The organism is Crenobacter caeni, assembly GCF_010435965.1.
Lineage (GTDB): Bacteria > Pseudomonadota > Gammaproteobacteria > Burkholderiales > Chromobacteriaceae > Craterilacuibacter > Craterilacuibacter caeni.
The window spans coordinates 68,365-92,825 of the sequence record NZ_JAAGAA010000006.1 but is presented as its reverse complement, the minus strand read 5'-3'; the positions used below and the strand labels follow the sequence as shown (position 1 = coordinate 92,825).

At 67.4% G+C, this 24,461-nt stretch carries 26 protein-coding genes; 19 read left to right on the top strand and 7 right to left on the bottom strand.

Annotation, left to right across the window (positions count from 1 at the left end):
- Window positions 1–93: 93 nt before the first annotated feature.
- Complete coding sequence (locus GZH52_RS08525) at window positions 94–1,773, top strand: SulP family inorganic anion transporter (RefSeq protein WP_163316060.1); 1,680 nt, start codon at window positions 94–96, stop codon at window positions 1,771–1,773.
- A gap of 108 nt (window positions 1,774–1,881) precedes the next feature.
- Here the strand turns inward: GZH52_RS08525 and alaS are convergent, their stop codons facing one another.
- The 3 genes from alaS to recA form a co-directional block, all read right to left on the bottom strand.
- Window positions 1,882–4,515: an alanine--tRNA ligase gene (alaS, locus tag GZH52_RS08520; protein WP_163316059.1), complete on the bottom strand. Its 2,634-nt coding sequence runs from the start codon at window positions 4,513–4,515 to the stop codon at window positions 1,882–1,884.
- Window positions 4,516–4,637: 122 nt separating this feature from the next.
- Window positions 4,638–5,084 carry a recombination regulator RecX gene (gene recX, locus GZH52_RS08515; protein ID WP_349290646.1) on the bottom strand — a complete coding sequence of 149 codons (447 nt, stop codon included), beginning with the start codon at window positions 5,082–5,084 and terminating at the stop codon, window positions 4,638–4,640.
- Between the two features lie 2 nt (window positions 5,085–5,086).
- Window positions 5,087–6,151 (bottom strand): recombinase RecA, encoded by a 1,065-nt coding sequence (gene recA / locus GZH52_RS08510; RefSeq protein ID WP_163316058.1) that lies wholly within the window; start codon window positions 6,149–6,151, stop codon window positions 5,087–5,089.
- A 127-nt stretch (window positions 6,152–6,278) separates the two neighbouring features.
- Between recA and hrcA the strand changes: the two genes are divergently transcribed.
- From hrcA to GZH52_RS08465, 9 genes are all read left to right on the top strand, one after another.
- Window positions 6,279–7,319: a heat-inducible transcriptional repressor HrcA gene (gene hrcA, locus GZH52_RS08505; protein WP_239058068.1), complete on the top strand. Its 1,041-nt coding sequence runs from the start codon at window positions 6,279–6,281 to the stop codon at window positions 7,317–7,319.
- A 19-nt stretch (window positions 7,320–7,338) separates the two neighbouring features.
- Window positions 7,339–8,361, top strand: a complete 1,023-nt coding sequence (mltB, locus tag GZH52_RS08500; protein WP_163316057.1) for a lytic murein transglycosylase B — start codon at window positions 7,339–7,341, stop codon at window positions 8,359–8,361.
- A gap of 58 nt (window positions 8,362–8,419) precedes the next feature.
- Entirely contained in the window at window positions 8,420–10,333 is a 1,914-nt protein-coding gene (dnaX, locus tag GZH52_RS08495; protein WP_163316056.1) for a DNA polymerase III subunit gamma/tau, read from the top strand.
- 9 nt (window positions 10,334–10,342) lie between these two features.
- On the top strand, window positions 10,343–10,678 hold the full coding sequence (locus GZH52_RS08490; RefSeq protein ID WP_163316055.1) for a YbaB/EbfC family nucleoid-associated protein: 336 nt from the start codon (window positions 10,343–10,345) through the stop codon (window positions 10,676–10,678).
- Window positions 10,679–10,733: 55 nt separating this feature from the next.
- Complete coding sequence (gene recR / locus GZH52_RS08485) at window positions 10,734–11,330, top strand: recombination mediator RecR (RefSeq protein WP_163316054.1); 597 nt, start codon at window positions 10,734–10,736, stop codon at window positions 11,328–11,330.
- 115 nt (window positions 11,331–11,445) lie between these two features.
- Window positions 11,446–11,640 (top strand): hypothetical protein, encoded by a 195-nt coding sequence (locus GZH52_RS08480; RefSeq protein WP_163316053.1) that lies wholly within the window; start codon window positions 11,446–11,448, stop codon window positions 11,638–11,640.
- A gap of 91 nt (window positions 11,641–11,731) precedes the next feature.
- Window positions 11,732–12,217 carry a YajQ family cyclic di-GMP-binding protein gene (locus tag GZH52_RS08475; protein ID WP_163316052.1) on the top strand — a complete coding sequence of 162 codons (486 nt, stop codon included), beginning with the start codon at window positions 11,732–11,734 and terminating at the stop codon, window positions 12,215–12,217.
- Between the two features lie 127 nt (window positions 12,218–12,344).
- Window positions 12,345–13,307 carry a DMT family transporter gene (locus GZH52_RS08470; RefSeq protein WP_163316051.1) on the top strand — a complete coding sequence of 321 codons (963 nt, stop codon included), beginning with the start codon at window positions 12,345–12,347 and terminating at the stop codon, window positions 13,305–13,307.
- A 68-nt stretch (window positions 13,308–13,375) separates the two neighbouring features.
- Window positions 13,376–14,014 (top strand): CoA pyrophosphatase, encoded by a 639-nt coding sequence (locus GZH52_RS08465; protein WP_163316050.1) that lies wholly within the window; start codon window positions 13,376–13,378, stop codon window positions 14,012–14,014.
- A 9-nt stretch (window positions 14,015–14,023) separates the two neighbouring features.
- Here the strand turns inward: GZH52_RS08465 and nadC are convergent, their stop codons facing one another.
- Window positions 14,024–14,863 carry a carboxylating nicotinate-nucleotide diphosphorylase gene (gene nadC, locus GZH52_RS08460; RefSeq protein WP_163316049.1) on the bottom strand — a complete coding sequence of 280 codons (840 nt, stop codon included), beginning with the start codon at window positions 14,861–14,863 and terminating at the stop codon, window positions 14,024–14,026.
- Between the two features lie 102 nt (window positions 14,864–14,965).
- Here nadC and GZH52_RS08455 point away from each other — a divergent pair, with 102 nt between their 5' ends.
- Together GZH52_RS08455 and GZH52_RS08450 are read left to right on the top strand one after the other, a co-directional pair.
- The gene (locus GZH52_RS08455; RefSeq protein ID WP_163316048.1) at window positions 14,966–15,631 is read left to right on the top strand and encodes an energy-coupling factor ABC transporter permease; all 666 of its coding nucleotides are present in this window, start codon (window positions 14,966–14,968) and stop codon (window positions 15,629–15,631) included.
- Between the two features lie 27 nt (window positions 15,632–15,658).
- Entirely contained in the window at window positions 15,659–16,039 is a 381-nt protein-coding gene (locus GZH52_RS08450) for an MAPEG family protein (protein WP_239058067.1), read from the top strand.
- On the opposite strand, the gene murB is transcribed toward GZH52_RS08450, so the two are convergent.
- The 3 genes from murB to GZH52_RS08435 form a co-directional block, all read right to left on the bottom strand.
- Window positions 16,040–17,065, bottom strand: a complete 1,026-nt coding sequence (gene murB / locus GZH52_RS08445; RefSeq protein WP_163316046.1) for a UDP-N-acetylmuramate dehydrogenase — start codon at window positions 17,063–17,065, stop codon at window positions 16,040–16,042.
- On the bottom strand, window positions 17,062–18,465 hold the full coding sequence (locus GZH52_RS08440; RefSeq protein ID WP_163316045.1) for an MATE family efflux transporter: 1,404 nt from the start codon (window positions 18,463–18,465) through the stop codon (window positions 17,062–17,064). Before GZH52_RS08440 ends, murB begins: the two co-directional genes overlap by 4 nt.
- A gap of 67 nt (window positions 18,466–18,532) precedes the next feature.
- The gene (locus tag GZH52_RS08435; protein ID WP_163316044.1) at window positions 18,533–18,841 is read right to left on the bottom strand and encodes a hypothetical protein; all 309 of its coding nucleotides are present in this window, start codon (window positions 18,839–18,841) and stop codon (window positions 18,533–18,535) included.
- A gap of 290 nt (window positions 18,842–19,131) precedes the next feature.
- On the opposite strand from GZH52_RS08435, the gene pcnB reads away from it, so the two are divergent.
- The 7 genes from pcnB to GZH52_RS08400 all read left to right on the top strand — a co-directional run bounded on the left by pcnB (window position 19,132) and on the right by GZH52_RS08400 (window position 24,123).
- Entirely contained in the window at window positions 19,132–20,475 is a 1,344-nt protein-coding gene (gene pcnB, locus GZH52_RS08430) for a polynucleotide adenylyltransferase PcnB (protein ID WP_163316043.1), read from the top strand.
- Window positions 20,472–20,960, top strand: coding sequence for a 2-amino-4-hydroxy-6-hydroxymethyldihydropteridine diphosphokinase (gene folK, locus GZH52_RS08425; protein WP_163316042.1), 489 nt, complete (start codon window positions 20,472–20,474; stop codon window positions 20,958–20,960). Before pcnB ends, folK begins: the two co-directional genes overlap by 4 nt.
- A 27-nt stretch (window positions 20,961–20,987) precedes the next feature.
- Entirely contained in the window at window positions 20,988–21,623 is a 636-nt protein-coding gene (locus GZH52_RS08420) for a deoxynucleoside kinase (RefSeq protein WP_163316041.1), read from the top strand.
- Between the two features lie 59 nt (window positions 21,624–21,682).
- A complete protein-coding gene (panB, locus tag GZH52_RS08415) occupies window positions 21,683–22,474 on the top strand; it encodes a 3-methyl-2-oxobutanoate hydroxymethyltransferase (protein ID WP_163316040.1) in 792 nt (263 codons plus the stop codon).
- 13 nt (window positions 22,475–22,487) lie between these two features.
- Window positions 22,488–23,321, top strand: a complete 834-nt coding sequence (gene panC / locus GZH52_RS08410) for a pantoate--beta-alanine ligase (protein ID WP_163316039.1) — start codon at window positions 22,488–22,490, stop codon at window positions 23,319–23,321.
- Window positions 23,322–23,397: 76 nt separating this feature from the next.
- Complete coding sequence (panD, locus tag GZH52_RS08405; RefSeq protein ID WP_163316038.1) at window positions 23,398–23,781, top strand: aspartate 1-decarboxylase; 384 nt, start codon at window positions 23,398–23,400, stop codon at window positions 23,779–23,781.
- Between the two features lie 12 nt (window positions 23,782–23,793).
- Window positions 23,794–24,123, top strand: coding sequence for a thioredoxin domain-containing protein (locus GZH52_RS08400; protein ID WP_163316037.1), 330 nt, complete (start codon window positions 23,794–23,796; stop codon window positions 24,121–24,123).
- The last annotated feature ends 338 nt before the right edge of the window (window positions 24,124–24,461 follow it).

Here is a 24,461-nt window from a genome sequence, read left to right as displayed (position 1 = left end):
CATTCCAATGGCTGTCTGTCTTGTGGTGGCTTACGGGTTTATTGATAAGACTATAATCATCCGCTTTCATTTTGAATCTTTGAAGGTAAACCGATGATTGCCTTGCTGGAAGCCAAGCGCGCCGGCCTTTTCAATACGCGCGCGCAGTGGCTGAACAATATCGTCGCCGGCCTGATCGTCGGCGTCGTAGCCCTGCCGCTGGGGATGGCGTTCGCCATCGCGTCCGGCGCCAAGCCCGAGCAGGGCCTGTACACCTCGATCGTCGCTGGCCTGCTGATCTCGGTATTCGGCGGCAGCCGCGTGCAGATCGCCGGGCCGACCGGTGCCTTTATCGTGATCCTCGCCGCGATCACCGCCAAGTACGGCATCGCCGGCCTGCAGATCGCGACGATGATGGCGGGGGTGATCCTGCTGGGGATGGGGCTGGCCCGCATGGGCGCGGTGATCAAGTTCATACCGGCACCGGTGATTGTGGGCTTCACCGCCGGTATCGGCGTGATCATCTGGGTCGGCCAGTGGAAGGACTTCTTCGGCCTGCCCGCCGTCACCGGCGAGCACTTCCACGAGAAGTTCTGGCACCTGGTGCAGGCCTTGCCCGACCTGCACCCGGCAACCACCGCGCTTGCGCTACTCAGCCTCGCGCTGGTGGTCTTCACGCCGAAAATCCCTTACCTCAAGCGCTTGCCCGGGCCCTTGGTCGCGATGGTGGTCGCTACCCTTTTGCAGTCGGTGTTCGTGTTTGACGGCGTCGCGACCATCGGCAGCGCGTTCGGCGGCATCCCGCAGGGCCTGCCCAGTTTCGAGATGCCGCAGGTGACGCCGGCGTTGCTGGTCGAGCTGATCGGCCCCGCGTTCACCATCGCCATGTTGGGTGCGATCGAGTCGCTGCTCTCGGCGGTGGTCGCCGACGGCATGGCCGGCACCCGCCACAACTCGAACCAGGAGCTGATCGGGCAGGGCGTCGCCAATATCGTGACCCCGCTGTTCGGCGGCTTCGCCGCGACCGGCGCGATCGCGCGCACGGCGACCAATATCCGTAACGGTGGCTCGTCGCCCCTGGCCGGCATCACCCATTGCGTGCTGCTGCTCTTGATCGTGCTGGTGCTGGCGCCAGCGGCGGCGAACATTCCGCTGGCCGCGCTCTCGGCGATCCTGTTCGTTGTCGCGTACAACATGAGCGAACTGCGCCACTTCAAGCACATGCTCACCCACGCGCCGCGTGCCGACGTCGCCATCCTGCTGATCACCTTCTTCCTGACCGTTTTCACCGACCTCGTGGTGGCGGTGAATATCGGCGTGATCCTGGCGACGCTGCACTTCTTGCGCAAGATGGCGCTGTCGGTCGACGTGCAGCGCGTCGAGGGCGACGACCTGGCGATGGAACTGCGCCACCACGGCGTCGACGCCTTGCCCGACGACGTACTGGTCTACTCGGTGGAGGGGCCGTTCTTCTACGGTGCGGTCGAGACCTTCGCGCGTGCGCTGGGCGAGACCCATACCGAGCCGAGGGTGCTGATCCTGCGCCTCAAGCGCGTGCCCTTCATCGACGGCACCGGGCTGTCCACGCTGGAAGAGGTGTGCGACAAGCTCGCCGAGCGCGGCGTGCGCGTGGTGCTGTGCGACGCGAGCGCCGAGGTGCGCCTCGAACTGGTGCACTCGGGCATCGCCGAGAAGCTCGGCCCGCACGGCGTCTACCGCAAGCTGATCCACGCGATCCGCGCGTGCGTGCCGCAATCGCACGCCGGCGCGGACACGCCGCCGGCCGAGGGCTGAGCCCGCCGCTTCCGTCAAGCAGCCCGGCCGCGTGCGCGCCGGGCTGTTTTTTTACACGCATGAAAAAGGCCACCCCGCAGGGTGGCCTGTCGTTTTGCCGGAAGCCGCTTACAGCTTGCCGCCGACAAACGCCTCGACGCTGGCCAGCGCCTCGGCAAGGCCGCTCGCGTCGGTGGCGCCAGCCTGTGCGAAGTCCGGGCGGCCGCCGCCCTTGCCACCCAGTTGCTGGGCGACAAAGTTGACGAGTTCGCCAGCCTTGAGCTTGCCGGTGAGGTCGGCGGTCACTGCGGCGACCAGCGCGACCTTGCCGTCAAGCTGGGTGGCGAGCACCAGCGCGCCGCTGCCGATACGGTCCTTCAGCTTCTCGGCGGTTTCTTTCAGGCCCGCGTTGTCGAGGCCTTCCAGCTCGCTGACGATCAGCTTTGCGTCGCCGATGCGCGTCGCGTTCTCGGCCAGCTCAGCGCTGGCGGCGGCGGCGAGCTTGACCTTCAGCTTGGCCATTTCCTTCTCGAGCGCCTTGAGGTCGGACTGCAGCGCGCCGATCTTGGTGACGACTTCGCCGACCCCTTGCGCCTTCAGCGCGGCAGCCGCGTCTTTCAGCATCGCGTCCTGCGCCTGTGCCCACAGCACCGCGCCTTCGCCGGTCACCGCCTCGATGCGGCGCACGCCGGCGGCGATGCCGCCTTCGGAGACGATCTTGAAGAAGCCGATGTCGCCGGTGCGGTTCACGTGGGTGCCGCCGCACAGTTCCATCGAGTGTTCGCCCATCTTCAGCACGCGCACTTCGTCACCGTACTTCTCGCCGAACAGGCCGGTGGCGCCGGCTTTCATCGCGTCGTCGTACGGCATCACGGTCGCGCTGACGTCAACGTTATGCGCGACGATGCGGTTGACCACACGCTCGATCTCGGCGAGTTCGTCTGCGGTCACCGCCGCACCGTGCGAGAAGTCGAAGCGGGTGCGCTCGCGGGTCACCAGCGAACCCTTCTGCGCGACATGCTCGCCCAGCACGTGGCGCAGCGCGGTGTGCAACAGGTGGGTCGCCGAGTGGTTGCGCGCGGTGGCCAGACGGTTGTGCAGGTCGATGGTGGCGACCACTTCGTCGCCGACTTTCAGCGCGCCGCGGGCGAGCACGCCCTTGTGGCCGAATACCGCGGCCTGGATCTTCTGGGTGTCGGTGACGTCGAACAGCGCACCCACACCGCCGGTGACCGAAATCTCGCCGACGTCGCCGACCTGGCCGCCGCCTTCCGCGTAGAACGGGGTGTTGTCGAGCACGACGATGCCTTCGTCGCCGGCGGCCAGCGCCTCGACCGACTGGCCGTCCTTGTAGAGCGCCAGCACGCGCGCTTCGGTGCTGTGTTCGGCGTAGCCTTCGAAGCAGGTGTCCGCGCCGCTGTACTCGACGTTGCCGGCCATCTTGAAGGTCGACGCGGCGCGCGCGCGCTCGCGCTGCGCGTTCATCTCGCGCTCGAAGCCTTCCATGTCGACGCCGATCTCGCGTTCGCGGCAGATGTCGGCGGTCAAGTCGACCGGGAAGCCGTAGGTGTCGTAGAGCTTGAACACGGTCTCGCCGCCCAGCACCTTCGGGCTGTCCTTCAGCGCGGACTCCAACAGGCCCATGCCCTTGTCCAGCGTCTCGGCGAACTTGATTTCTTCGGCCTTGAGCGCGTCTTCGATCTGCGCCTGACGGATGCGCAGCTCTGGGTAGGCGTCGCCCATCTCGGATGCGAGGTCGGCGACCAGCTTGTGGAAGAACAGGCCCTTCTGGCCGAGCTTGTAGCCGTGGCGGATCGCGCGGCGGATGATGCGGCGCAGCACGTAGCCGCGGCCGTCGTTCGACGGCACCACGCCGTCGGCGATCAGGAAGGCGCACGCGCGGATATGGTCGGCGATCACCTTCAGGCTCGGCACTTCGAGGCTGAACGGTACGCCGGTCTCGCGCGCGGCGGCGCGGATCAGCGACTGGAACAGGTCGATCTCGTAGTTCGCGTGCACGCCCTGCAGCACGGCCGAGATACGCTCAAGCCCCATGCCGGTGTCGACCGAAGGCTTGGGCAGCGGGTTCATGGTGCCGTCTTCGGTGCGGTTGAACTGCATGAAGACGTTGTTCCAGATCTCGATGAAGCGGTCGCCGTCCTCTTCCGGGCTTCCCGGCGGGCCGCCCCAGATGTGGTCGCCGTGGTCGTAGAAGATCTCGGTGCACGGGCCGCACGGGCCGGTGTCGCCCATCTGCCAGAAGTTGTCGGACGCGTACGGCGCGCCCTTGTTGTCGCCGATGCGGACGATCTTGTCGGCCGGCACGCCGATTTCCTTGTTCCAGATCTCGTACGCCTCGTCGTCCGACGCGTAGACGGTGACCATCAGCTTTTCCTTGGGCAGGCCGAGCCATTCTGGGCTGGTCAGGAATTCCCACGCGTAACGGATCGCGTCGTGCTTGAAGTAGTCGCCGAAGCTGAAGTTGCCCAGCATCTCGAAGAAGGTGTGGTGGCGCGCGGTGTAGCCGACGTTTTCCAGGTCGTTGTGCTTGCCGCCTGCGCGCACGCACTTTTGCGAGGTGGTCGCGCGGCTGTACGGACGCTTGTCAAAGCCGAGGAACACGTCCTTGAACTGGTTCATGCCGGCGTTGGTGAACAGGAGCGTCGGGTCTTCCCACGGGACCAGCGAGCTCGAAGCGACCACTTCGTGCCCCTTGGACGCGAAGAAGTCCAGGTATTTCTGGCGGATTTCGGAGGTTTTCATTGTGTGCTATCGCGATACAAATTGTGTGGTTGGCCCCTGAGGTGCGCGGGGCGGGCAGCCTTGTCCGGATTGTGGCAAGGGCAGGGGGGCGGACGCAAGCGTTTGCCGTGTTTGCAGCCGGTTTAGTCGTCGCGACTGTGGCCGGCTTCGGCGAGCACCTTGCGCACCACGTCGGCCGGGAAGCCGCGTGCGGCGAGAAAACGCATCTGCTTGGCCTTCTCTTGCGCGTCGGCAGGCGGCTCGCCGAACTTTTTCTGCCATAGTCCGCGGCAGGCGTCCAGGTCGTCGACCCCGTCCAGTGCCTGGGCGATGGTGTCACGGTCCACCCCCTTGCTGCGCAGGGCCTGCGCGAGGCGGGTGCTGCCCCAGCGCCCCTGCTTGCTTTGCGCGAGCGCCTGCGCGTAGCGCTCGTCCGACTGCCAGTGGCGTTCGGCAAGTTCGGCGAGCACCGCCTCGATTTCGTCCGGGTCTGCCGCGTGCGGCTTGAGGCGGGTGAACAGTTCGCGGCGCGAGTACTCGCGCCGCGAGAGCAGTTCGACCGCCCGCGCCATCAGGCTTTTCTCGGCCACGCTCAGAACATGTCGTCGGCGAGTGCTTCGTCGTCGCCTTCGCTGGCCACCACGGCGGTGCTCACGCCGACCTTGTCGCGGATCTTGGCTTCGACTTCGCTGGCGATGGCCGGGTTATCCTTCAGCCACACGCGGGTGTTGTCCTTGCCCTGGCCGATCTTCTGGCCGTTGTAGCTGTACCAGGCGCCCGACTTCTCGATGAAGCCCTGCTCGACGCCCATCTCGACGATCTCGCCCTCGCGGCTGATGCCTTCGCCGTACAGGATGTCGAAGCTTGCCTGCTTGAACGGCGGGGCGACCTTGTTCTTGACGACCTTGACGCGGGTCTCGTTGCCCAGCACCTCGTCGCCCTTCTTGATGGCGCCGACGCGGCGGATGTCGAGACGCACCGACGCGTAGAACTTCAGCGCGTTGCCGCCGGTGGTGGTTTCCGGGTTGCCGAACATCACGCCGATCTTCATGCGGATCTGGTTGATGAAGATCACCAGCGTGTTGGTGCGCTTGATGTTGCCGGTCAGCTTCCTGAGCGCCTGGCTCATCAGTCGCGCCTGCAGGCCGACGTGGCTGTCGCCCATCTCGCCTTCGATTTCGGCCTTGGGCACCAGCGCCGCGACCGAGTCGATCACGATCACGTCAAGACCGCCGGAGCGCACCAGCATGTCGCAGATCTCGAGTGCCTGCTCGCCGGTGTCCGGCTGCGAGATCAGCAGGTCTTCGACGTTGACGCCGAGCTTTTGCGCGTAGACCGGGTCGAGCGCGTTTTCCGCGTCGATGTACGCGCAGGTGCCGCCCAGTTTCTGCGCCTCGGCGACCACCTGCAGACACAGCGTGGTCTTGCCCGACGATTCCGGGCCGTAGATTTCGACGACGCGGCCGCGCGGCAGGCCGCCGACGCCGAGCGCGAGGTCGAGGCCGAGCGAACCGGTGGAGATGACCTGCAGGTTCTCCTGGATCTGGTTGTCGCTCATGCGCATGATCGAGCCCTTGCCGAACTGCTTTTCGATCTGTGCGAGCGCGGCGCTCAGGGCTTTGCTTTTCTCATCGGCGCGTTTGTTGTCGTCGGCCATGCAAGTCTCCAAATACGGCTGGGGTCATTAACCGGACGATTATCGCATAACTGGCGCCGCCGTTTCGACTTCGGCCGCGACGCCTTGTTTTACGAGCGTTTGCGCCCACTTTGATTCGGACACGCCCATGCGGCAAAATGAAACCATGCTGAACGAACGCGCCCAACGCCTGCTCAAGACCCTGGTCGAACGCTATATCGTCGACGGTACCCCCGTGCCTTCACGCACGCTCGGGCAGCTGGCGGGGCTCGAACTCTCGCCGGCGTCGATCCGCAACGCGCTGGCCGACATGGAAGCGATGGGGCTGGTCGCCTCGCCGCACACCTCGGCCGGGCGGGTGCCGACCGCGCGCGGCTACCGCGTGTTCGTCGACCGCCTGCTGACGCTGGGCCCGCTCGAGGGTGCGCTGGTGCGCGAACTCGAGGACAACCTGCACCCGGACAGCCCGCAAAGGCTGGCGCAGGCCGCCTCGCAGGTGCTCTCCGAGCTCACCCACTTTGCCGGCGTGGTGGTCACCCCGCAGCGTGCCGACATCGCCTTTCGCCAGATGGAGTTCCTGCGCCTCTCGGAAAAACGGGTGCTGCTGATCCTGGTGACGATGGACGGCGACGTACAGAACCACATCCTGACCACCGAGCGCGACTACGGCCCCGCCGAGCTGACCGAGGCGGCCAACTTCATCAACCAACATTACGCGGGGCAGGGGCTCTCCAGCGCGTCCGAGCGGGTCGAGACCGAACTGCGTACCTTGCAGTCGGACATCAGTTCGCTGATGGCGCTGGCGATCAATCTCGGCCGGCAGGCGCTGGCCGAGCAGACCGGCGCCATGGTGATCTCCGGCGGCAACAACCTCTTGAACGTGCGCGACCTGTCGGAAGACCTGACCCGACTGCGCGAGCTGTTCGCCGCTTTCGAGCGCAAGACCGAGCTTCTGAACCTGCTCGAACAGAGCCGCCACGCGCAGGGGGTGAGCCTGTATATCGGCGAGGAGTCCGGCGTGACGCCGCTTGGCGAATGCTCGGTGGTCAGCGCGCCCTACCGCATCAACGGGCAGGTCGTCGGCTCGCTCGGCGTGATCGGGCCGACCAGAATGAACTACGAGCATGTGATTCCGATCGTAGACATCACTTCGCGCCTGGTTTCCAGCGCGCTTTCCTACAGCCATTGATACGGATGTCCCGACCGGAATGACCAGACTGACTACCCGCCGCACCCTTGCCGCGCTGCTCGCCCTGCTGCCCCTGAGCGCCGTCGCCGACGCCAACTTCCTTAACCGCGCCGACGTGCAGCGCTATATCGACGAGCAGGTGGCTACCGGCAGCTTCGACCGGCCCTACCTCGAGTCGGTGTTCGCCAATGTGGAAACCAAGCCCGCGATCATACGCGCGCTCGACAAGCCGTCGACCTCGCGTCCGTGGTACCAGTTCCGCCCGGGCTTTCTCAACGAAAAGACCGTCGACGGCGGCGTCGCGTTCTGGCAACAGCACGCGCCGGTGCTCGCCGCGGCCGAGCGGCGCTACGGCGTGCCGCCCGAGATGATCGTCGCCATCATCGGCATCGAGACACGCTACGGCGGCAATACCGGCAGCTTCCGCGTCGCCGACGCGCTGTCGACCGTCGCCTTCGATTACCCGCGCCGCGCGCAGTTCTTCCGCAGCGAGCTGACCGAGTTCCTGCGCCTGGCGCGCGAGGAGGGCAAGAACCCGCTCTTGCTCAAGGGCAGCTACGCCGGCGCGATGGGCTGGCCGCAATTCATGCCGTCGAGCTACCGCAAGTGGGCGGTCGACTTCGACGGCGACGGCCACCGCGACATCTGGGACAACCCGGCCGACGCGATCGGCAGCGTCGCCAACTACTTCAAGGTGCACGGCTGGCAAAAGGGCGACGACGTGGTGATCCCGGCGGTGGTGACGCCGGGGCCGAAGATCGACGCGCTGGTCTCGGACAAGTTCAACCTGCACTACACGGTGGGCGAACTCAAGAAAATGGGTGTCGTCCCGCAGGGCGAGGTCGCCGACAACGTGCCGGCGGTGCTGTTCCCGCTCGAGGTCGCGCCCGGCGTCACCGAGTACTGGCTCGGGCTGAACAATTTCTACGCGATCATCCGCTACAACCGCAGCACGCTGTACGCGAAGGCGGCCGAGGAACTCGCCGAGCAGATCCGCGAGCGCTACCTCGCCCGGACGATGGCCGGCACGGTCACCGACTGACGCTGCGGCGGCACGCGGCCATCCTCGTGCCGCTGTCTTCCTGCTAGAATCGCCTCCTATGAGCTATCAAGTCCTCGCCCGCAAGTGGCGTCCCAAGCGCTTCGCCGACCTGGTCGGCCAGGAGCACGTTGTGCGTGCGCTGAGCAACGCGCTGACCGGCGAGCGCCTGCACCACGCCTACCTCCTGACCGGCACGCGCGGGGTGGGCAAGACCACCATCGCGCGCATCCTCGCCAAGAGCCTCAACTGCGAGACGGGGATAGGCGCCGAGCCGTGCGGCGTATGCGACGCCTGCCGGCAGATCGACGCCGGGCGCTTCGTCGACCTCCTGGAAATCGACGCCGCGTCGAATACCGGCATCGACAATATCCGCGAGGTGCTGGAGAACGCCCAGTACGCGCCGACCTTCGGCCGCTTCAAGGTCTACATCATCGACGAAGTGCACATGCTCTCGAAGAGCGCGTTCAACGCGATGCTGAAGACGCTGGAGGAGCCGCCCTCGCACGTGAAGTTCATCCTGGCGACCACCGACCCGCAGAAGGTGCCGGTGACGGTGCTCTCGCGCTGCCTGCAATTTTCCCTGCGCAACATGACGCCGCAGCAGGTGTCGGGCCACCTCGCGCATGTGCTGGACGTCGAGGGCGTCGCCTTCGAGGCGCCGGCGCTCGCGCTGCTGGGCCGCGCGGCGCAGGGGTCGATGCGTGACGCACTGTCGCTGCTGGACCAGGCGATCGCCTACGGCATCGGCGAGGTGCGCGAGGACGGCGTACGCGCGATGCTGGGCGCGGTCGACCGCAGCTACCTGTTCTCCCTGCTCTTGGCGCTTGCCGCCGGCGACGGCGTGCGCCTGATGCGCGAAGCAGAATGCTTGGCCGACCGCGGTGTCGGTTTCGACGCCGCGCTGACCGAGCTGACCGTGCTGTTGCAGCAGGTCGCGCTCGCGCAGGCCGTCCCTGCGGCGATTGCGGACGACGACCCGGAGCGCGACACCTTGTTTGCGCTTGCCGACGCGATGGCGCCGGCCGACGTGCAGCTGTACTACCAGATCGCGGTGCACGGCCGGCGCGACCTTGCGCTCGCGCCGGACGAGCACGCCGGCTTCACGATGGCGCTGATCCGCATGCTCGCCTTCCACCCGGTGCACCAGGCGGAGCTGGCCGAGCGCGCGCCGCGCGCGCAAGCGTCGCCCGCACCGCAGCCGTCGGCTGCCGCCGCGCATGTCGCGCGCAGCGGCATGGACGAGGCGCGCGCGCTGCTGGCGAGACACGACGCCAAGCCCGCACGCCCCGCACCCCGCCCGGCCGAACCTGAGGCGGCGTCAGCCGCCGAGTCGCCGGCCGAGGCGGACAGCGAGCCCGAACCCGCGCCGGTGCCCGTAGCGGCTGTGCCGGCTCCGGTGGCCGAGCCGTCGCTGCCCGCTTACGCCGAGGCCGAGCCGGAAGGGTTGGCCTCGGTGCGGGACGGCGCACCTGAGACCGACGACGAGCGGGAGGGCGACGTGCTGCCCGACGAGGCGCCGCCGGTAGACGAGGACGCCGACAGCTACGTGCCGGCCGAATTGCTGGCAGAAGAGCGCGAAAAGCCGGTGTTCGACGGCGACTGGCCGCAACTGGTTGCCGGCGTCGGCCCGCGCATGGGCAGCGCGCGCATGCTCGCGCAGAACGCGGTGCTCAAGGCCTGGCAGGACGGCGCGCTCAGGCTTGCGGTGCCGGAGGCGTTCAGGCATCTCTCCGGGCGCGACTACCAGGAAAAACTGAAGGCGGTGCTGTCCGAGCATTTCGGGCGGCCGTTCGCCGTCGAAGTCGTCGTCGAGGAGACCGGCGCCGAGACGCCGGCGATGCGCGGCGCGCGCGAGCGCGGCGAAGCGCGCGAGGCGGCCAGGCGCTGCCTCGAGGAAGATCCCAAGGTCCAGCAGCTGATGCGCGAATTCGGTGCGACGCTGCTGGCCGATACCATTCAACCCGTTGTTTGAGGAGTTCCCATGTTCGGCAAAGCCGGGATCGCGGGCCTGATGAAGCAGGCCCAGCAAATGCAGGACAATATGAAGAAGGCGCAGGAAGAGCTCGCCCGCGTCGAGGTCGAGGGCCAGTCCGGCGCCGGCCTCGTCAAGGTCGTGATGACCTGCTCGCACGACGTCAAGCGGGTGTCGATCGACGACTCCCTGCTCGCTGACGCCGAGGACAAGGAAATGCTCGAGGACCTGATCGCCGCCGCATTCAACGACGCCGTGCGCAAGGCCGAGGCGACCTCGCAGGAAAAGATGGCCGGCTTTACCGCCGGGCTCAATCTGCCGGCGGGCATGAAGCTGCCGTTCTGACCCGTATCCCCGGCGCGGCTCTGGCCGCGCCGGCATTCTCTCGCTGTCCTGCCGCATGAAGAATCCCCCCTCACTCGACTCGCTGGTGTCCGCGCTCAAGGTGTTGCCCGGGGTCGGCCCCAAGTCCGCGCAGCGCATGGCCTACCATCTGCTGCAACGCGACCAGGCCGGCGCCGAGCGTCTGGCGCGCGCGCTCGACAATGCGCTGACACGCCTGACCCACTGCGAGCGCTGCAACACCTTCAGCGAGACGCCGGTGTGCGCGCTGTGCGCGGACTCGACCCGCCGGCAGGATCTGCTGTGCGTGGTCGAGATGCCGGCCGACCTCGTGATGCTCGAGCAGGCGCGCTGTTTCGACGGTCTCTACTTCGTGCTGATGGGGCGGGTGTCGCCGATGGACGGGCTCGGCCCGCGCGAGGCGAACCTCGACAAGCTCGCCGCGCGCGCGCTGGACGGAGTGACCCGCGAGGTGGTCGTTGCGACCAACTTTACCGCCGAGGGCGAGGTGACCGCGCACCTGATCGCCGAGCTTCTGAAGGGGCGGGGGCTCAGTCTTTCCCGCATCGCGCGCGGCATGCCCTTGGGCGGCGAGCTCGAACACGTCGACCCGGGCACGCTCGCGCAGGCGGTATACGAGCGGCGCAGCCTGTAAGTAGGATTGATTTTGCCGGCCTTTGCGCATAAGGTGGCTGTGTTGCGGTGCCACAAGCGCCGCAATCAGGAGGTTTGACGCTGCCTTTCCCTGTCTTCTTGCGATCGGAGGCTGTATGAATCGAAGCGTGTTTCTGATGGAGCGCGACCGTGCGCTGACCATGAAGGCGATCCGCAACCGTGCCGTCGGCGGACCGCAGAAGTGTTCACAGCAGGACAGGGCGCGTAACGACGCGCTGCGCGAGATCGAGTCCCGCCGTTGGGACAGGGAAATGGACATGGAGGACCGCCTAGGCGGTCCTTTTTGTTGACGGGAGGGAAGGGCCGCTTGCTGCGGCCCTTTTTGCTGCGGGGCTTGCGTGGCGCTAGAATGTGCGGCTCAACTTCCCAAGGAACCTCAACATGCCGTCTTTTGACATCGTCTCCGAAGTAAATCTCGTCGAAGTGCGCAACGCCGTCGAGCAGTCGGTCAAGGAAGTCGGTACCCGTTACGACTTCAAGGGCTCGTCCGCCAAGATCGAGCAGGCCGACAAGGTGCTGACCATCTACGCCGACTCCGAATTCCAGATCGACCAGGTTAAGGACATCCTGCTGGGCAAGCTCTCCAAGCGCGGCATCGACGTGCGTTGCCTCGACCACGGCAAGCTCGAAACGATCGGCGGCAACAAGGCCAAGCAGGTGATCACGGTCAAGGAAGGCATCGAGACCGAACTTGCCAAGAAGCTGACCCGCATGATCAAGGACTCCAAGCTCAAGGTGCAGGCGAGCATCCAGGGCGAGTCGGTGCGCGTCACCGGCGCCAAGCGCGACATCCTGCAGGAAGTGATCGCGCTGATGCGCAAGGAAGTGACCGATTTTCCGTTGCAGTTCAATAATTTCCGCGACTGATCGCTTTGCGCAGGGCGTTTTGTTGCTTTGTTTGTAGATTGTATACAATATTGCGCGAGATCAAGGTGACAGGAAGGGGCCGGGCTTAGTATCCGCGCTTCTTCCGTTTTCATTGCCCTGCGCTGCCATGTCGTCCCCCGCTCCCAGCAGCACCGCCCGTCCGGTGCTGCTTGTCGTTTTTGCCATCTTGTTCTGGGCGAGCAATGTCGTGATCGCCCGCGCGTTCCGCGCCGAACTGACCCCGCTGTGGCTCGCCTTCTGGCGCTGGGGCGGGGCGACCGTCGTGCTGTTCCCCTTTGTCTGCCGCACGCTGGTGCGCGAGCGCGCCGCCCTGTGGGCGGTACGCCACCGCCTGGTGTGGCTCGCGCTGTTCGGTATCGTCGGCAACAACGCGCTGATCTACCTGGGCGTCGCCAGCGCCAGCGCGACCAGCGCGGCCGCACTGCAGACCTTCACACCGGTGTGGATCCTGCTGTTGGGCGCGACCCTGCTCGGGCGGCGCCTGCCGGCCCGCGCGTGGGCCGGCGTCGCCTGCGCGGTGGCCGGGGCCTTACTGATCGCGACCGGCGGGCGGCCGCAGGCGCTCATCGAGCAGGGGATGGGGGCGGGCGAAATGTGGCTGTTGGGCGCGAGCCTGTGCTGGGCGATCTACACGCTGATCGTTTCCACCTTGCCGCGCGGACTGGACGGCAGCGTCTTGCTGCTGGTGCAGACGGCGCTGGGCACCGCCATGTTGCTGCCGCTCGCGCTGGTGTTCGAGCCGGCCACGCTGACGCCCGCGCTGTGGAGCGGCGAGACCGCTGCCGCCGTCGTCTACCTGGCGGTTTTTCCGTCGGTGCTCGCCTACGTGTTCTACAACCGCGCCGTCGTCCAGCTGGGGTCGGAGCGTACCGGCAACTTCATGAACCTGCTGCCGGCAGCGTCCAGCCTGCTGTCGTTCGCCTTTCTCGGCGAGACGCTGGCTCTCTTCCATCTGGCCGGTTTTGCCGCGATCATGGGCGGCATCGTGTTGTGCGCGGCGCGCGTCCCCGATCTGCCGCCGTGGTTGCGTGCCTTGTTGCAGGGCGACGCGCTGCCGATGGGGCGCTGACAGAACGTGAACAGCAACGCCAGCCAATCCGGCTGGCGTTTTTTTTGGTTGACGATCAAGATAGGGGCATGAACAGTCTGCCCCCCGAGACGCCGCTGTGGCGGCTGGATGATCCGCGTGCTGCGCACGAGGTGCTGTGCGCGCGCCTGCGTCATGCGCCGCGGCCGCCGTCGCCCGAGCTGTCTCAGGCCTTTCCTGCGCATGTGGCGCTGCGCGAGGCGGCGGTGCTGATCGTGCTGGTCTGGCACCAGGGCGCGCCCGCGGTGCTGCTGACCCGGCGCTCCGAGCAACTCAACAGCCACGCCGGGCAGATCAGCTTTCCCGGCGGCAAGGTCGAGGCGAGCGATGAGGGCGTAGTGGCGGCCGCGCTGCGCGAGGCGAACGAGGAGGTCGGGCTGGATACCGCGCGGGTGAGGGTGGCCGGCGTGATGGAAGCCTACCCGACGCTGTCGGGTTTCCGCATCCACCCGGTGGTAGCGGTGGCCGAGCCGCCGCTGGTGCTCGCGGCCGACCCGGGCGAAGTCGCCGAGGTGTTCGAGCTGCCGCTAGAGCTTGCGCTGGACACGGGGCTTTACCAGACCCACCCGTTCGAGCGCGGCGGCCTGCGCGGCCAGTTCCGCGCGCTCGATTACCAGGGGCGCTTCATCTGGGGGGCGACCGCCGGCATGCTCTACCAGTTGGCCGCCTGTCTGGCCGATCCAGCTTAGAGCGGGGTCTCAGGCGAAGCGCATCGACAGGTCGAGCGCGCGCACGTCCTTGGTCAGCTTGCCGACCGAGATGCGGTCGACGCCGGTCTTGGCGATCTCGCGGATGCTCTCAAGGTCCACCCCGCCCGATGCTTCCAGTTCGGCGCGGCCCGCGCTGCGCGCGACCGCCTCGCGCATCTGATCAAGCGACATATTGTCGAGTAGCACCAGCTTCGCGCCGGCGTCCAGCGCCTCGTCAAGCTCATCAAGCGTCTCCACTTCCACCTGCACGCTGACGCCCTCTGGCGCCAGCGCAAACGCGGCCGCGAGCGCCTGGCGGATCGACCCGGCCGCCGCGATATGGTTTTCCTTGATCAGGATGCCGTCGAACAGGCCGACGCGCTGGTTGCAGCCGCCGCCGGCGGTCACCGCGTACTTCTGCGCGAAGCGCAAGCCGGGCAGCGTCTTGCGGGTGTCGAGCACGCGCGCGCGGGTGCCGGCGACGGCGTCGACGTAGCGGCGCGCCTCGCTGGCGACGGCGGAAAGCAGTTGCAGGAAGTTCAGCGCGGTGCGCTCGGCGGTCAACAGCGCGCGCGCCGGCCCTTCGATCTCGCACAGCGTGCGCCCGGCCTCGACGGTTTCGCCTTCCTTGATCAGCCACAGCACGCGGCAGCGCGTGTCGACCTGGCGGAACGCCTCGTCGAACCAGGCTTGCCCGGCGATCACGCCGGCTTCGCGCGCGACGACGCGGGCGCGGCCGTCGGCGTTGTCGGCGACGAGTTCGGCGGTCCAGTCGCGCGCGCCGATATCCTCGGCGAGGGCGCGGCTGACGTCGGCGGCGATCAGGTGGGCGGCGGGAAGCGTGGGCATGGACGGCTCCGTGACGGCAAAAGGAGGATTCTACCGTGCGGCGGGGCCGGGTGTCGTGCCGCTCTGCTATCATCCGGCGATGACAAATAAAACCCGATTGCCATGAACCTGTTCGCCGCACCATTTCCCGAGGGCTGGCTGATCGCGAGCGTCGTGCTCTCGTGCTGCGTGCTGTCACTCGCCTTGGCGTGGCTGAGAACGCGGCCGCCCGCACCGCCGTTGGCCGGCGCGCTCGCGGGCGCGACCGTCTGCGTGCTCGCCGCGTGGCTGCTGGCGGGCGGGGTGCGCGAGGGGCTGTCGTTCCACCTGCTGGGTGCGGCGCTGCTCACGCTGATGGGCGGGCCTGCGGCGGCGCTCGTCTCGCTCGCGGTGGTGATCGCGGCGGTGAGCCTGGCCGGGCAGGCCGGTCTTTTGGCCTTCGGGCCGAACTTTCTCGCGATGGCGTGCGTGCCGGTGGCGTGGGTGTGGGCTGTGTACCGGTTCGCGCGGCGCCGTCTGCCGGCTAACTACTTCGTCTACCTGTTCGTGGTCGCCTTTGTCGGCGGTGGCAGCAGCCTGCTTCTCGCGTCGCTCGCCGCTCTGGCGCAGCTCTATCTCTCTGGCGCGTACCCGGCCGAGCTGTTGCTCGAGGAGGCGCTGCCGTTCTATTTCCTGCTGTCGTGGTCCGAGGCGTTCATGACCGGGCTGCTGGCGGCGGTGCTGGTGGTCTACCGCCCGCAGTGGGTGTCGACGTTCGACGACGCGCATTACCTCGGGCGCGAAGACTGAAACGGATCTTGAAAAGGGAGGATGCCGATGCTGTTACCGCTGGCAAGCTTGTTGGTCGCGGCCTTGTTGCCGCTGGTGTGGACGGTGTGCGCGAAGGCGGGGGCGCCGTACGACAACGCCCGCCCGCGCGAGGTGCTCGCGCGCGCCGTTGGTTACCGGCAGCGGGCGAACTGGGCACAGCAGAACAGCTGGGAAGCACTGCCGGTGTGGCTGGGTGCGCTGTTCGCCGCGTGGGTGACGCAGGTGCCGCCAGCGCTGATGAACGCGGCAGCGCTAGTGTTTGTCGCCGGCCGCGTGCTGCACGGCGTGTTTTACATCGCCGACCGGCCGACGCTGCGCTCACTCGCGTGGCTTGCCGCGTTCGCGTCGGCGATGCTGCTCTACGGCGCGGCGCTCTTGCGCGCCTGATCAGATCACCAGCGGCTCGGGCTCGAGTTCGACGCCGTAGCGCTCGCGCACCGTCTGTTGTACCAGGCGGGCGAGGGCAAGCAGTTCGCCGCCGCTCGCCTCGCCGTGGTTGACCAGCACCAGCGCCTGCTTCTCGTGCACGCCGGCGTCGCCCGCGCGGTAGCCCTTGAGTCCTGCCTGGTCGATCAGCCAGCCGGCGGCCAGCTTCACGCGGCCGTTAGGTGCCGGGTAGTGCGGCAGCGTCGGGTGGTGTTCGATCAGGCGCGCGGCGGCGTCCGCGTCGAGCACCGGATTCTTGAAGAAGCTGCCGGCGTTGCCGAGCACGGCCGGGTCGGGCAGCTTGCGCCGGCGGATCGTGCATACGGCTTCTCCAACTTCGGCCGGCGTCGGCGCCTTGATGCCGCGAGCGGCGAGCTCGGCGCCGATATCGCCGTAGGCGGTGTTGGCCACGCCGCCGCGCGTAAACGCGAAGCGCACCGCGGTCACCAGCAGGCGGCCGGCCAGCTCGTGCTTGAACACGCTGTCGCGGTAGCCGAAGCGGCACTCGGCGTTGGAGAGCACGCGCGGCGCGCCGCCGGCGGCAAGGTCCGCGCAGACAACTTCGGTGATGCAGTCCTTCACTTCGACCCCGTAGGCGCCGATGTTCTGTACCGGGCTTGCGCCGACCGTACCCGGGATCAGGCTGAGGTTCTCCAGCCCGGACAGGCCCATCGCGAGGGTGTGGCTGACAAAGTCGTGCCAGGTCTCGCCCGCGGCCGCCTCGATAATGACACGGTCGCCGTCGTCTTCGACTACGCGTACGCCGCGGGTGGCGACGCGCACGACAAGGCCTGGCCAGTCTCGGGTGAACAGCATGTTGCTGCCGCCGCCCAGCCACAGCACCGGCCCTGCACGATAAGTGTCGTGTGTCAGGAGCGCGGGCAGGTCGGCGAGATCGGTCAGTTCTGCGTAGTGCGCGGCATGCGCGTCAAGGCCGAAGGTGTTGAACGGGCGGAGCGAAACGTCTTGGCGGACGGTCAGGGTCATGCGGCGGCCTTCATGGGGGCTTGGCGAGCGAGCCTTTTCCGGCTCTCGCGTGCGAGGTAGTAGACGAGGAACAGCGCGGCGGCGCTCAGGCTGATGACGAGCGCGGCCCAGAAGCCGGTCACGCCCATCGCTGGCACCAGATAGTCGGTCAGGGCGAGCACGTAGCCCAGCCCCAGCCCCAGCACCCAGAACGAGAACAGGTGGATCAAGAGCGGCACGCGGGTGAGCTTGTAGCCGCGCAGCGCGCCGGAGGCGACCGTCTGCACCGCGTCGGTCAGCTGGTAGGCGGCGGCGAACCATAGCAGCGTCAGCCCCAGCGCGACGACCTGCGGGTCGTTGGTGTACATGCGGATGATGGGCTCGCGCAGCAACAGCACGGCGACCATGGTGACGGCGGAAGCGATCAGGCCGGTGACGAGGCCCACCCCGGACGCGAAGCGCGCCTTCAGGTAGTCGCCGGCGCCGACCGCGTGGCCGACGCGCACGGTCAGCGCGACCGACAGGCTCTGCGGCAGCATGTAGATGATGGTCGTGAAGTTGAGTACCGCCTGGTGGCCGGCGACCACCAGTGTGCCGAGCTGGGCGACCAAGAGCGCGATGAACGAGAACAGGCTCACCTCGACGAAGAACGACAGGCCGATCGGCACGCCCAGCTTGAGAAATTCGCCGAAGCGCGCGAAGTCGGGGCGCGAGAAGCGCGCGGTCAGCGCGTACTTGCGTAGCGCAGGCGTCTTCGCGATATACGCGAACAGCGCCAGCGCGTTGAACCAGAACACCAGGGCGGTCGCCCAGCCGCAGCCTGCGCCGCCGAGTTTGGGCAGGCCGAACAGGCCATGGATCAGGATGTAGTTAAGCGGGACGTTCAGCGCGAGCGCGGCGAGGCTGACCAGCATGATCGGCCGCGGGTGGCCGAGGCTGGACGCGTACGCGTGCAGGCTTCTGTGCATCATCGCTGCGGGCATGCCCAGGGCTGCACCGGCGACGTAAAGCACCGTCATGTCTTCCACGTGCGCGGGCAGGTCGAGCCAGGCGCGAAGTAGCGGCATGCTGGCGAACATCAGCAAGGTGCCGATCACGCCGATGAAGAGGCCGAACCACAGTCCCTGGCGGCCGGTCTCGCCGACGCGGGCGTGTTCTTTCGCGCCCAGCAGGTGCGACAGGATAGGGTTGAGCGCGGCGACCACGCCCATCAGCGTGACGTAGACGGTGATGAACACGCTGGAGCCCAGCGAGACGGCGGCCAGGTCGTCGGTGCTGACGTTGCCGGCCATTACGGTGTCGACAAAGCCGGTGCCGACCTGGGCGACCTGCGCGATCATCATCGGCAGCGCGAGGTGGATCAGCGCGCGCGCTTCGCTGGCGATGGCGCCACGCGGTGCGCGGTTCAGTTCGAACAGCATGAGGAAAATCGGGACGGGGAAAGCCCGCTATTGTAGCGGGCCCTTTCCCTTTTGTCCGCGCCGCGTCCTAGCTTGGCAGCGGCACGAAGCCGTCGATGCGCAGCTCGCAGCGGATGGCAAGCTCGGCACCGAAGGCTGCGTCAAGCTGCAGCGCGTGCTCCAAACAGACGTCCAGCACCCGCACGCGGTCGCCGTGGTGGCGGCATTCGTACCCCAGGGCGCTGGCGTGCGCGAGCAGGCGAACGAGGGCGCTTTGCTGGGCAGGCTCCGGGCTGATCGCCTCAAGCGGGCCGCGAAGGCCGCCCGGCTTGATGGCTGGGCGGTCGGTCTGACCGTACTGGAATTCGGTATAAGTGTCGGTCTGGCAGTCGTACATGGTTATTCCTTGTCGTCGCGCGGGGTCGCCTTAATGTGCTCGCCCGGCATACGCGCAGGCGTCGCTTTAGCAGGATTTTTCTGGCGCCCTGCAAGTTGTCGATTAAATCGGCGCCGGGGCTTGCGCCCCGTTGGACCGTCCGGACGGTGAAATCCGGGCAGCAAGGGCAGCGTATGTTGCGGCGCGTGGACGTGTCAAGCTCTATGCGAGGCGGTGTTTCACGCTATAATCCGCCGAATGTCTGCCGCGGCGTCCCGCGGCCAAAATCGAAATCCGCTATCCGCTTCCACATGATCCGCAAGTTCATCCGGCGAGTGCTCGCCCTGCCCAGTGCGCTGGGTGGTGGCCGCAGCAGGCCCAAAGTCATTCCCTTTGCCATGCACGGCATCCGCCGCGACCAGTTGAGCCGCGGCGCCTTGCGCGTGACTTCCACGCTGCAGGAGGCGGGTTTCTCCGCCTTCGTCGTCGGCGGCGCGGTGCGCGACCTGATGCTCGGCGTCTCGCCCAAGGACTTCGACGTCGCGACCAACGCGACCCCCGAGCAGGTCCACCATCTGTTCCGCCGCTCGCGCATCATCGGCCGCCGCTTCAAGATCGTGCACGTGATGGTCGGCCCCGAAACGCTGGAGGTGACCACCTTCCGCGGCGGCGAAGTCGGCCGCCGCAACGAGGAAGGCCGCATCATGGCCGACAACAGCTACGGCTCGCAGGAAGAGGACGCGCACCGCCGCGACTTCACCGTCAACGCGCTGTTCTACAACCCGGCCGACGAGAGCGTCGTCGACTTCCACAACGGCATGCGCGACATCAAGGCCAAAAAGCTGGTGATGATCGGCCAGCCGGCGCGCCGCTACCAGGAAGACCCGGTGCGCATGCTGCGCGCGGTGCGCCTGGCGGCCAAGCTCGGCTTCGAGATCGACGAGGGCACCCGCCGCCCGATCGCGCAGCACGCGGCCTTGCTGCGCAACGAGCCGGCGGCGCGCCTGTTCGACGAGCTGCTCAAGCTGCTGCTCAGCGGCCACGCCTACGCCTGCCTCGCCAAGCTGCGCGACGAGGGGCTGGCGCAGGGTGCCTTCCCGCTGCTCGACGCGGTGTTGACCGAAATGGGCGAGGGCAGCTTCGTGCGCCGCGCGCTCGATAGCACCGACGCGCGCATCCGCGAAGACCGTCCGGTGTCGGTCGGCTTCCTGCTGGCGTCCCTGTTGTGGCCGCAGGTCGAGAAGCGCTGGCGCGAACTGCAGGCCGAGGGCGAGAAGCCGGTGCCGGCGCTCGCACAGGCGATGGCCGACGTCGAGTCGACGCAGGACAACGATTTTGCGATTCCGCGCCGCTTCAGCACGACGATGCGCGAGATCTGGGTGCAGCAGCCGCGCTTCACTTCGCGCGCCGGCGCGCGCCCGTTCCGCTTCCTCGAGCAGCCGCGTTTTCGCGCCGGGTACGACTTCCTGGCGCTTCGGGCCGCCGCCGGCGAAGTGCCGCAATCGCTGGTCGACTGGTGGACCGCGTTCCAGCGCGCCGACGCCGACGCGCGCCAGGCGCTGGTCGACAACGTGCACGACGACGACGCGCCGGCCAGGAAGCGCCGTCGCCGGCCGCGCCGCAAGAAGCCGCAGGCGGACGGAGAGGCGGCTTGACCCTCGCCTATATCGCGCTGGGCAGCAACCTCGAGTCGCCCGCCGTGCAGGTGCGCCGCGCGCTCGAAGGGATCGCTGCGCTGCCGTCCACCCGCCTGATGTCCGCCTCCAGCCTGTACCGCACCGCGCCGGTCGGCTACGCGGACCAGCCCGACTTCGTCAACGCGGTCGCTTGCGTCGACACCACGCTCACGCCGCAGGCCTTGCTCGCGGCGCTGTTGGCGCTGGAGGCCGAATTCGGCCGGGTACGCAGCTTCCGCAACGCGCCGCGCGTGCTCGATCTCGACCTCTTGCTGTACGAGGGCGCCGAGTGCACGGACGAGGCGCTGACGCTGCCGCACCCGCGCATGCACGAGCGGGCGTTCGTGATGGTGCCGCTATCCGAGATCGCGCCGGACTGTGTCATTCCCGGCCACGGTCGTGTCGCGGATCTGGCGCCGGCGCTGGATAAGGATGGCATCGAGCGGCTGTCGGCGCTATCGTAAGCCGCTTGTCATTTTAGGGAGTCCCGCATGCATCCTTTGCGCTACGTCGTGGTGGAAGGGCCGATCGGCGCCGGCAAGTCGACGCTGGCCAGACGGCTGGCCGAACACTGGCAGGTCGACCTGCTGGCCGAGGTTCCCGAGCGTAATCCCTTCCTGCCGCGCTTTTACCGCAGCATGGCGCACCACGCGCTATCGACCCAGCTCTCCTTCCTGCTCGAGCGCCAGGCTGCCGCGCGGCTGATGATCAGCGGCGAGCTGTGCGGGGTGCCGGTGGTGTCGGACTTCCTGTTCGAGAAGGACGCGCTGTATGCGCACGCCAACCTCGACGCGGACGAGCTTGCGCTCTATCAGCGCATGGCACCGGCCCTGCTGCCGGCGTACCCGTCGCCTGACCTGGTGATCTACCTCGAAGCGTCCGAAGACGTGCTGCTCACGCGTGTCGCGCAGCGCGGTGCCGAGTACGAGACGCCGTTCCCCGAGGGCTACCTCAAGCGGATCCACACGGCCTACCAGCACTTCTTCCACCGCTACGAAGGCGCACCGCTTCTGATCGTCAACACCGACCACCTCAACCTGGTTGAGGGCCGGGAAGATTTTGAATTACTGTTGCGCTGCATCAGCGAGATGCGCGGGCAGCGCAGCTACTTCAACAAGAGCGCTTGAGGCGGCGGCCACAAGCCGTCGCCGCGCAGTCCCGTCCATCCATGGAGACTTCCGTAAAGATGAAAACAACCGTCAGCACGCTGCACAAGATGGCGGCCGAAGGCCGCAAGATCACCATGATGACCTGCTACGACGCCAGTTTCGCGACCCTGCTCGATACGGCCGGCGTCGACATCCTGCTGGTCGGCGATTCGCTGGGCATGGTGATCCAGGGGGGCGACTCGACGCTGCCGGTCACCCAGCAGGAAATGGAATACCACGTGCGCTGCGTCGCGCGCGGCACGAAGAACGCGCTGGTGCTGGGCGACATGACCTTCGGCGCGTACCAGCAAAGCCCGCAGCAGGCGTTCGACAACGCCAGCCGCTTGATCCAGGCCGGCGCGCACATGGTCAAGCTCGAGGGCGGCGCGTACATGGCCGATACCGTGCGCTTCCTGGTCGAGCGCGGTGTGCCGGTGTGCGCGCATATCGGCCTGACTCCGCAGTTCGTCAACGCCTTCGGCGGCTACAAGGTACAGGGGCGCAGCGAGGACGACGCCCGCCGCATCGTCGAGGATGCGCGCGCGCTCGCCGACGCCGGCGCGAGCATGGTGCTGATGGAGTGCGTGCCGGCGCCGCTCGCGTGCGAGATCACCGAGGTGCTCACGGTGCCGACCATCGGCATCGGCGCGGGCCCGGACGTGTCCGGCCAGGTGCTGGTGCTGTACGACGCGCTGGGGGTCTACCCGGGCAAGAAGGCGCGTTTCGTCAAGAATTTCATGGCCGAGGCGGGCAGCATCCAGGGTGCCGTCGAGGCTTACGTCAACGCGGTGCGCGACGGCAGCTTCCCGGCCGCCGAGCACTGCTTCTGAGAAGGGCGCTCCCATGCAAGTGATCCGTTCGATCTCCGCGCTGCGCAGCTGGCGCAAGGACGCAGGTACGGTGGCTTTCGTGCCGACCATGGGCAATCTGCACGCCGGCCACCTCGCGCTGGTCGCCGAGGCGCACCGCCACGCCGAGAAGGTGGTGGTCAGCATCTTCGTCAACCGCCTGCAGTTCGGCCAGGGCGAGGACTTCGACGCCTACCCGCGTACCTTCGACGAAGACTGCGCGAAGCTTGAGGCCGCCGGTGTCGACGTGCTGTTCTTCCCGGACGAGGCCGAGCTCTACCCGCGCGTACGCCAGGCGTACAACGTCGAGCCGCCCAACCTGCAGAACGAGCTGTGCGGCGCGTTCCGCCCGGGGCACTTCCGTGGCGTCGCCACCGTGGTGAGCAAGCTCTTCAACATCGTCGAGCCCGACTTCGCGTGCTTCGGCAAGAAGGACTACCAGCAGCTGGCGGTGATCCGCGGCATGGTCGAAGACCTGAACAGCCCGGTGGTGGTGGTGCCCGTCGACACCGGCCGCGCCGACGACGGGCTCGCGCTGTCTTCGCGTAACGGCTACCTGTCGGACGCCGAGCGCGCCGAAGCGCCGCGCCTCTATCGCAACCTGTCGCTGATCCGCGAGGCGCTGATCGCAGGCGACAGCGACTACGCCGCGCTTGAGGCGCGCGCAGTGGAAGACCTCACCGCGCACGGCTGGCGAGTCGACTACGTCGAGGTGCGCCACGCGCATACGCTGGAAGTCGCGCACGCCGGGGAAAAGCACCTGGTCGTGCTCGCCGCCGCGCGCCTGGGGCGCACCCGCCTGATCGACAATATCGAAGTCGACCGCTGAGACCACGCGGGGTCAAGGCCACGCCGCACGCCGCGGCGTGGTTTTTTTACAGGATAAAAAGAGGGGAAGTACCGCCATGCTCAGAAGCATGCTCAAGTCCAAGCTGCACCGGGTGACCACCACGCATTCGGAGTTGCACTACATCGGCTCGTGCGCGATCGACGAAGACCTGCTCGAGGCTGCCGACATCCTCGAGTACGAGGAAGTCGAGATCTGGAACGTGACCAACGGCGAGCGTTTCGCGACCTACGCGATCCGCGCCGAGCGCGGCTCGGGCATCATCTCGGTCAACGGTTCCGCCGCGCGCCGCGCAGCGCCGGGCGACCTGCTGATCATCGCGACCTTCGCGCAGATGGGCGCGGCCGAAATCGCCGCGCACAAGCCGGCGCAGGTGTTCGTCGACGCGGGCAACCGCATCACCGAAGTGAAGTACGGCGCGACGCCGACCCAGCAGGCGTAAGCCCGCTACACCATGGCTGAGTGGGTGCAGGCGTCCTCGCTCGAGCAAGTCGGGCGCTGGCCGAAGGACCATGCGCGGTCGCTGCTGTGGTTCGGCGCGCCCGGTTGTGCGGTGTGCACGGCGCTCGCGCCCGCCGTGCTCGCGCTGGCCGGGCGGCATGGCCTGGCCGCCCTTTATGTGGACCTCTCCGTCTTGCCGGCCGCGGCCGGCCATAGCCAGGTGCTGACCGTGCCGGCGCTGTCGTTGTGGCTGGACGGCTGCGAGGTGCTGCGCGAGGCGCGCTTCATTCCCCTCGCCGAACTGGAGGCGCGTTGGCTGCGCCTGTTGCAGCTGCGCGGCTGAGTGCGCTGCCGCGGCCTTCAACTCCCTTCTTCGTTTCAGCTTTCACACGGGCAGGCTGTCACCGTCCGCGCATCCGCCCATGCCAGGCCGGGCGCCTGCGGCCGTGGGCCGTGCCGGCGTCGGTCCGGCGCGCCCGACAAGGGATGACATTTGCTCAAACTCGGCCTGTTTGTCGTGCCGGGTACTTAAATAGGTGCGTTTTGCGCGCAGATGTGTTACGCGGGATGACCCCCTCGCGCTTAGCGCTTAGAATCACCCACCTCGCGCGGTAACCGCCATCCCGGTTACCCATTCCTGCAGCCTTGATGCTGGCAGGCGCGATACGCGCCGCTTTTCCC

Excerpts from the sequence above, each read along its gene's own strand:
- GZH52_RS08420 (WP_163316041.1), top strand. The coding sequence starts at position 20,988 with ATGCATCCTTTGCGCTACGTCGTGGTGGAAGGGCCGATCGGCGCCGGC.
- panD (WP_163316038.1), top strand. The coding sequence starts at position 23,398 with ATGCTCAGAAGCATGCTCAAGTCCAAGCTGCACCGGGTGACCACCACG.
- GZH52_RS08470 (WP_163316051.1), top strand. The coding sequence starts at position 12,345 with ATGTCGTCCCCCGCTCCCAGCAGCACCGCCCGTCCGGTGCTGCTTGTC.
- recA (WP_163316058.1), bottom strand. The coding sequence starts at position 6,151 with ATGGCCGACGACAACAAACGCGCCGATGAGAAAAGCAAAGCCCTGAGC.
- GZH52_RS08475 (WP_163316052.1), top strand. The coding sequence starts at position 11,732 with ATGCCGTCTTTTGACATCGTCTCCGAAGTAAATCTCGTCGAAGTGCGC.
- recR (WP_163316054.1), top strand. The coding sequence starts at position 10,734 with ATGAAGAATCCCCCCTCACTCGACTCGCTGGTGTCCGCGCTCAAGGTG.
- GZH52_RS08480 (WP_163316053.1), top strand. The coding sequence starts at position 11,446 with ATGAATCGAAGCGTGTTTCTGATGGAGCGCGACCGTGCGCTGACCATG.
- murB (WP_163316046.1), bottom strand. The coding sequence starts at position 17,065 with ATGACCCTGACCGTCCGCCAAGACGTTTCGCTCCGCCCGTTCAACACC.
- nadC (WP_163316049.1), bottom strand. The coding sequence starts at position 14,863 with ATGCCCACGCTTCCCGCCGCCCACCTGATCGCCGCCGACGTCAGCCGC.
- alaS (WP_163316059.1), bottom strand. The coding sequence starts at position 4,515 with ATGAAAACCTCCGAAATCCGCCAGAAATACCTGGACTTCTTCGCGTCC.
- mltB (WP_163316057.1), top strand. The coding sequence starts at position 7,339 with ATGACCAGACTGACTACCCGCCGCACCCTTGCCGCGCTGCTCGCCCTG.
- GZH52_RS08525 (WP_163316060.1), top strand. The coding sequence starts at position 94 with ATGATTGCCTTGCTGGAAGCCAAGCGCGCCGGCCTTTTCAATACGCGC.
- GZH52_RS08455 (WP_163316048.1), top strand. The coding sequence starts at position 14,966 with ATGAACCTGTTCGCCGCACCATTTCCCGAGGGCTGGCTGATCGCGAGC.
- panC (WP_163316039.1), top strand. The coding sequence starts at position 22,488 with ATGCAAGTGATCCGTTCGATCTCCGCGCTGCGCAGCTGGCGCAAGGAC.
- hrcA (WP_239058068.1), top strand. The coding sequence starts at position 6,279 with ATGCGGCAAAATGAAACCATGCTGAACGAACGCGCCCAACGCCTGCTC.
- GZH52_RS08400 (WP_163316037.1), top strand. The coding sequence starts at position 23,794 with ATGGCTGAGTGGGTGCAGGCGTCCTCGCTCGAGCAAGTCGGGCGCTGG.
- panB (WP_163316040.1), top strand. The coding sequence starts at position 21,683 with ATGAAAACAACCGTCAGCACGCTGCACAAGATGGCGGCCGAAGGCCGC.
- GZH52_RS08440 (WP_163316045.1), bottom strand. The coding sequence starts at position 18,465 with ATGCTGTTCGAACTGAACCGCGCACCGCGTGGCGCCATCGCCAGCGAA.
- GZH52_RS08490 (WP_163316055.1), top strand. The coding sequence starts at position 10,343 with ATGTTCGGCAAAGCCGGGATCGCGGGCCTGATGAAGCAGGCCCAGCAA.
- pcnB (WP_163316043.1), top strand. The coding sequence starts at position 19,132 with ATGATCCGCAAGTTCATCCGGCGAGTGCTCGCCCTGCCCAGTGCGCTG.
- GZH52_RS08450 (WP_239058067.1), top strand. The coding sequence starts at position 15,659 with ATGCTGTTACCGCTGGCAAGCTTGTTGGTCGCGGCCTTGTTGCCGCTG.
- dnaX (WP_163316056.1), top strand. The coding sequence starts at position 8,420 with ATGAGCTATCAAGTCCTCGCCCGCAAGTGGCGTCCCAAGCGCTTCGCC.
- GZH52_RS08435 (WP_163316044.1), bottom strand. The coding sequence starts at position 18,841 with ATGTACGACTGCCAGACCGACACTTATACCGAATTCCAGTACGGTCAG.
- GZH52_RS08465 (WP_163316050.1), top strand. The coding sequence starts at position 13,376 with ATGAACAGTCTGCCCCCCGAGACGCCGCTGTGGCGGCTGGATGATCCG.